The sequence below is a fragment of the Ideonella sp. genome (assembly GCF_036277275.1).
Taxonomy (GTDB): Bacteria; Pseudomonadota; Gammaproteobacteria; order Burkholderiales; family Burkholderiaceae_C; genus Ideonella.
Window position 1 is genome coordinate 1 of sequence record NZ_DASUNH010000049.1, and the last position, 5,571, is coordinate 5,571.

The window sequence follows — 5,571 nt, forward strand, 5'->3', positions numbered from 1 at the left end:
CCCCACGGCCGAGGCCGCACGCCGCTTCGGCATCAAGGCCATGCCCAGCTCGGTGCTGCTCGGCGCGGACGGCAAGGTCGTCGCCACGCACGCCGGTTTTCGCGACGACGACATCGCCCCGCTCGAGGCGCGCATTGCCGCGGTGCTCCGAGCCACCTGACCGATTGGACACATCACCGATGAACCGTTCGTTCTCTGTGCGCCTCTTTGCGGCCGCACTCACTACCGCAGCCCTCGCCGGCTGCGCCTTGCAACCGCCCCAAGCCTGGGAAAAGCGCGCACTCGCCAAACCCGAGATGACGATGGCCGGCGACCCGCTGGCCGATCGCTTCGACCAACACATCTACGCCAGCAAAGAGAACGCCTCGGGCGGCTACGGCGTCGGCGGAGGTGGCTGTGGCTGCAATTGACTCCTCCGTTGGTGGCGTGCTCGCCGCAGCGCTGCTGCTGCCGGGCATCGTCGCGCCGGCCATGGCCGAAACCGCGCCCGAGCAAGGCGTCGTGGCGCTGAAGGTCGCCAACTACCGCGACTGGCAGCCGGGGCTCGACCGCGTCAAGGTCGATGCACCATCGATCTACGTGCTGGCGCCGCTGGATGCGCACTGGTCGCTCGAAGGCTCGCTCGTCAACGACGCGGTCTCGGGCGCCTCACCGCGTTATCACAGCGCCGTCTCGGGCGCATCGAAGATGGACGACTCGCGCACCGCGGGTGACATCAAGCTGACCCATTACGCCGACCGCCACGCCTGGTCCATCGGCGCCGCGAGCTCGTCGGAGCACGACTACCGCTCGAACACGCTGTCGGGCGAATGGCGCGTGTCGAGCGACGACAACAACCGCACCTGGACCTTCGGCCTGGCCTACAGCGACGACGAGATCGGCTCGACCAATGATCCGACGCTCGACGAGCACCGGCGCACCTGGCAGCTGATGGCCGGCGTCACGCAAGCCTGGACCGCGGTCGACCTGGTGCAGTTCAACCTCGGTGCGAGCTTCGGCAAGGGCCACTACGCCGATCCCTACAAGTTCCCGGATTCGCGGCCCGATGAGCGGCGCCAGACCACCGCGCTGCTGCGCTGGAACCACCATGTCGAATCGATCGGCGCCACGCTGCGCACCAGCTGGCGGCTTTACGACGACAGCTGGGGCGTGCGTGCCAATACGCTGGATGCCGCCTGGGTCCAACCGGTGGCCGAGGGCTGGACGGTCACGCCGATGCTGCGCTACACGACGCAGCGCGCCGCGCGCTTCTACTACGACCCGGTCTACGACGCCACGCTCGGCGCACCCTTCCCGCCCGGCTTCGACAACCTGCAGCACTACTCGGCCGACCACCGCCTGTCGGCCTTCGGCGCAGCCACCGCCGGGTTGCGGGTGGACTGGCAGGTCGACCGCCAGTGGAAGCTGGACCTGAGCTACAGCCGCTACGAGCAACGCGGCGACTGGCGACTGGGTGGCGACGGCTCGCCGGGGCTGGCGCCGTTCTCGGCCCGCTGGTGGCAGCTCGGGCTGTCACGCCGCTTCTGACCGTCCCGTCATGGACCCCACGGACTCACCTGTGCCAGCGGGCCGAGCGCTGGGCCGCTCCCGAGCCGGCCCGCATCCCCCCGGGGGATCGGCCGATGAACCCATCGGCCGAGGGGCTCCAGTGCCTCACCTCGACCACGACGGCTGGCATCTGTGCTTTGGTGCGATGGCCTCGCAGTGCGAGATCGTCGTTGCCGGCGACGACGCCGCGGCGCGCCACGCCGCGCACGAAGCGATGGCCGAGGTACGGCGCATCGAGGCCAAGTACTCGCGCTACCGCAGCGACAGCGTCGTCTCGCGCATCAACGCCGCGGCCGGCAGCGGCCAGGCCACGACCATCGACGCCGAGACCGTCGACCTGCTGGCGTTCGCCGACCAGCTGCATCGCCAGAGCGGCGGCCTGTTCGACCTGACGAGCGGCGTGCTGCGCAAGGCCTGGGACTTCCGCGCCGGCCGCGTGCCCGCGCCCGGCGAACTCGATGCACTGCGGCCGCTGGTGGACTGGCGCCGCGTCGTCTGGGACGAGCGCCAGCTGTGGCTGCCCGAAGCCGGCATGGAACTGGACTTCGGCGGCATCGGCAAGGAGTACGCGGCCGACCGCGCGCAGGGCCTGCTCGTCCGGGCCGGCGTGCGCCGTGGCTTCGTCAACCTCGGCGGCGACCTGCGCGTGCTCGGGCCGCGGACCGACGGCCGCCCCTGGCGCTTCGGCATCCAGCATCCACGTGAGGTCGGCTCGCTGTGCGCTTCGGTCGAGCTGCGCGACGGCGCGCTGGCCACCAGCGGCGATTACGAGCGTTTCTTCATCACGCCTGAAGGCCGGCGCTGCTGCCACGTGCTGGACCCGCGCAGCGGCCAGCCGGTGACGCACTGGCAATCGGTCAGCGTGGTAGCACCGGTCTGCGCCGCGGCCGGCGCGCTGGCCACGATCGCGATGCTGCTGGGGCCCGATGGCGCGGCTTTCCTGCGCGCCCAAGGCGTGGCCTTCCTGGCCATCGACGCCGCCGGCCGCATCGACTCGAACGAGATGCTTCCTTTCACCCCTGCCCTTCTCGCACCCTCCGCATTCGTCTGCACTTCATGAACACCCTACTCACCTGGGCCCGGCGCCTGGCCGTCGGCTTGCTCGCAGCCGCGGCGCTGCTGCCCGCGGCGCACGCCGCCGATGAGACCTTCCTCGATCCGGCCGAGGCCTTCCGGCCGCAAGTCACCCTCGGTGCCGACGACGCGCTGCAGATCAGCTTCGTCATCGCGCCGGGCTACCACCTGTACCGCGAGCGCTTCACGCTGCAAGCCGACCCAACGCTCGCACCGCTGCCGGCCGCCGCGTTGCCGGCGGGCCGCGAGCACTTCGACACCAATTTCAACCGGACGATGACGCTGTGGGAAGGCACGGTGCAAGTGACCCAGGCGTTGCCCGCCGGCCTGCAGGCGGCGGCGCTGACCATGGGCTACCAGGGTTGCGCCGACCGCGGCCTGTGTTACCCGCCGCAGCGCGGCACGGTGCGCCTGGCGCGCGACACCGCGGGCACCTTGACGGCGGCGTGGGAGCCTGCCGGCGACCTGTTCGCCACGCCCGCGGCGGAAACGGCAGCCTCGCAAGCCACTGCCGCGCAGGCACCTGCCCCGGCCGAGGAAAGCAACGACAACCACGCCGGCGTGCTGTCGTCCGGTAGCCTGCTGAAGGTGGTGCCGATGTTCCTGCTCGGCGGGCTGCTGCTGTCGTTCACGCCTTGCGTGTTGCCGATGCTGCCGATCCTGTCGTCGATCATCGTCGGACAGGGAGCACCGGTGTCGCGGCGGCGCGGCTTCACGCTGGCGTTGGCCTATTCGTTGGGCATGGCGCTGGTCTACACCGCCGCCGGCGTCGCGGCCGGCCTGCTCGGCTCCGGCTTTGCGGCCGCGCTGCAGAACCCCTGGGTGCTGGGCAGCTTTGCGGCACTGCTCGCCGTGCTATCGCTGTCGATGTTCGGCGTCTGGGAGCTGCAGATGCCGGCGGCGATCCAGCAGCGCGTCAACAACGCGTCGAACCAGCTCTCGGGTGGCCGCCACCTGGCCGTGTTCGCGATGGGCGGGCTGTCGGCGCTGCTGGTGGGCCCGTGCGTGGCCGCGCCGCTGGCCGGGGCGCTGGTCTACATCAGCCAGACGCGTGACGTGCTGCTCGGTGGCGCGGCGCTGTTCGCGCTGGCCGCCGGCATGAGCGTGCCGCTGCTGCTGCTGGGCCTGTCGGCCGGCAGCCTGTTGCCGCGCGCCGGCCGCTGGATGGAGCAGGTCAAGACCTTCTTCGGGCTGATGCTGCTGGCGGTCGCGCTGTGGCTGGTGTCACCGGTGCTGCCGGCGCCGGTGCTGATGTTCGTGCTCGGCGCCGGCGTGCTGGCGGCCGTGCTCTCGCTCGGCGCGTTCGAGACCGGCACCTGGCGCCTGTGGCGCGGCGTGGGCGGCGTGGCGGCGCTGTGGGGTGTGGCGCTGATGGCCGGTGCGCTGTCGGGCGGTGACAGCGTGGTGCAGCCGCTGCGCCACTTGGCACGCGCAGGCGGTGCTGTCGTCAGCACCGCGGTGGCCGCGCCCACCGAAGGCCCGAACTTCCAGCGCATCACCAGCGTGCAGCAGCTGGACGATGCGCTGCGCACGGCCGGCCGGCCGGTGGTGCTGGATGTCTATGCCGACTGGTGCGTGTCGTGCAAGGAAATGGAGCACCTGACCTTCCGCGATGCCGCCGTGCGGCCACGGCTGGAGCGCGCGCTGCTGCTGCAGGCCGACGTGACGGCCGACAGCGCCGACGCCAAGGCGCTGATGAAGCGCTTCAGCCTGTTCGGTCCGCCGGCGGTGCTGTTCTTCGACGCCCGCGGCGCTGAAGTGACAAGCGCCCGGACCATCGGCTTCGAGAACGCCACCGCGTTCGCCCGCCGCCTCGACCACGCCAAGCTTTGAGCCGTCCCAACACGATGACCCACGCCCAAGTCCTGATCCTCGGCTCCGGCCCGGCCGGCTACTCGGCCGCCATCTATGCGGCCCGTGCCAACCTGAAGCCGTTGCTGGTCACCGGCCTGGCCCAAGGCGGCCAGTTGATGACGACCACCGATGTCGACAATTGGCCCGCCGACGTGATGGGCGTTCAAGGCCCGGAGCTGATGCAGCGCTTCCAGCAGCACGCCGAGCGTTTCCAGACCCAGATCGTGTTCGACCATGTCAACGAGGTCGATCTGTCACAGCGCCCTTTCAAGCTGAAGGGCGACTCCGGCAGCTACACCTGCGACGCGCTGATCATCGCCACCGGCGCCTCGGCCAAGTACCTCGGCCTGCCGTCCGAAGAGGCCTTCATGGGCCGTGGTGTCAGCGGCTGTGCGACCTGCGATGGCTTCTTCTACCGCGGTGACATGGTGTGCGTGATCGGCGGCGGCAACACCGCGGTCGAGGAAGCGCTGTACCTGTCGAACATCGCGAGCAAGGTGCACCTGGTGCACCGGCGCGACAGGTTCCGCGCGGAGCCCATCATGGTGGACAAGCTGATGGACAAGGTCGCCGCGGGCCAGATTGAGCTGCACCTGTTCAAGACGCTGGAAGAGGTGCTGGGCGACGCCAGCGGCGTGACCGGCGTGCGGTTGGCCGACATCAACGGCGGGCCGGCCACCGAGCTGGCGTTGAAGGGCTGCTTCATCGCGATCGGCCACCAACCCAATACCGACATCCTCAAGGGCCAGCTGGAGATGAAGGACGGCTACCTCCTGACCCGCTCGGGCCAGAACGGCTTCGCGACCATGACCAGCATGCCAGGCGTGTTCGCCGCCGGCGACGTGCAGGACCACGTCTACCGCCAGGCCATCACCTCGGCCGGCACCGGCTGCATGGCAGCGCTCGACGCCCAACGGTTTCTGGAAACTCAAGGGACGAATGGACGGCCGCCATCTCGGGCGCGGCCGGGAGGCCCCCACGTCGATTCGTAACGTCATGTGGCAGCGCCCTTGAAGCTGCCGCCATCGCCCATATGCTGGTTGCAGGCCGGCATTTCTCCCTCCCTCCTCCCTCCTCTTTGCCGGCCCGGCACCA

Annotated in this window: 5 protein-coding genes; all 5 read left to right on the forward strand. The window is 70.1% G+C overall.

The window, feature by feature from the left end:
- The first annotated feature begins 179 nt into the window (after positions 1 to 179).
- Positions 180 to 410 carry a DUF4266 domain-containing protein gene (locus VFY73_RS09425; protein ID WP_329717986.1) on the forward strand — a complete coding sequence of 77 codons (231 nt, stop codon included), beginning with the start codon at positions 180 to 182 and terminating at the stop codon, positions 408 to 410.
- On the forward strand, positions 397 to 1,527 hold the full coding sequence (locus tag VFY73_RS09430; protein ID WP_329717988.1) for a DUF3570 domain-containing protein: 1,131 nt from the start codon (positions 397 to 399) through the stop codon (positions 1,525 to 1,527). The genes VFY73_RS09425 and VFY73_RS09430 overlap by 14 nt, the downstream gene beginning before the upstream one ends.
- A gap of 121 nt (positions 1,528 to 1,648) precedes the next feature.
- Positions 1,649 to 2,608, forward strand: coding sequence for an FAD:protein FMN transferase (locus VFY73_RS09435; protein ID WP_329717990.1), 960 nt, complete (start codon positions 1,649 to 1,651; stop codon positions 2,606 to 2,608).
- On the forward strand, positions 2,605 to 4,455 hold the full coding sequence (dsbD, locus tag VFY73_RS09440; RefSeq protein WP_329717992.1) for a protein-disulfide reductase DsbD: 1,851 nt from the start codon (positions 2,605 to 2,607) through the stop codon (positions 4,453 to 4,455). The genes VFY73_RS09435 and dsbD overlap by 4 nt, the downstream gene beginning before the upstream one ends.
- Positions 4,456 to 4,469: 14 nt before the next feature.
- Entirely contained in the window at positions 4,470 to 5,468 is a 999-nt protein-coding gene (gene trxB, locus VFY73_RS09445; RefSeq protein ID WP_329717994.1) for a thioredoxin-disulfide reductase, read from the forward strand.
- The last annotated feature ends 103 nt before the right edge of the window (positions 5,469 to 5,571 follow it).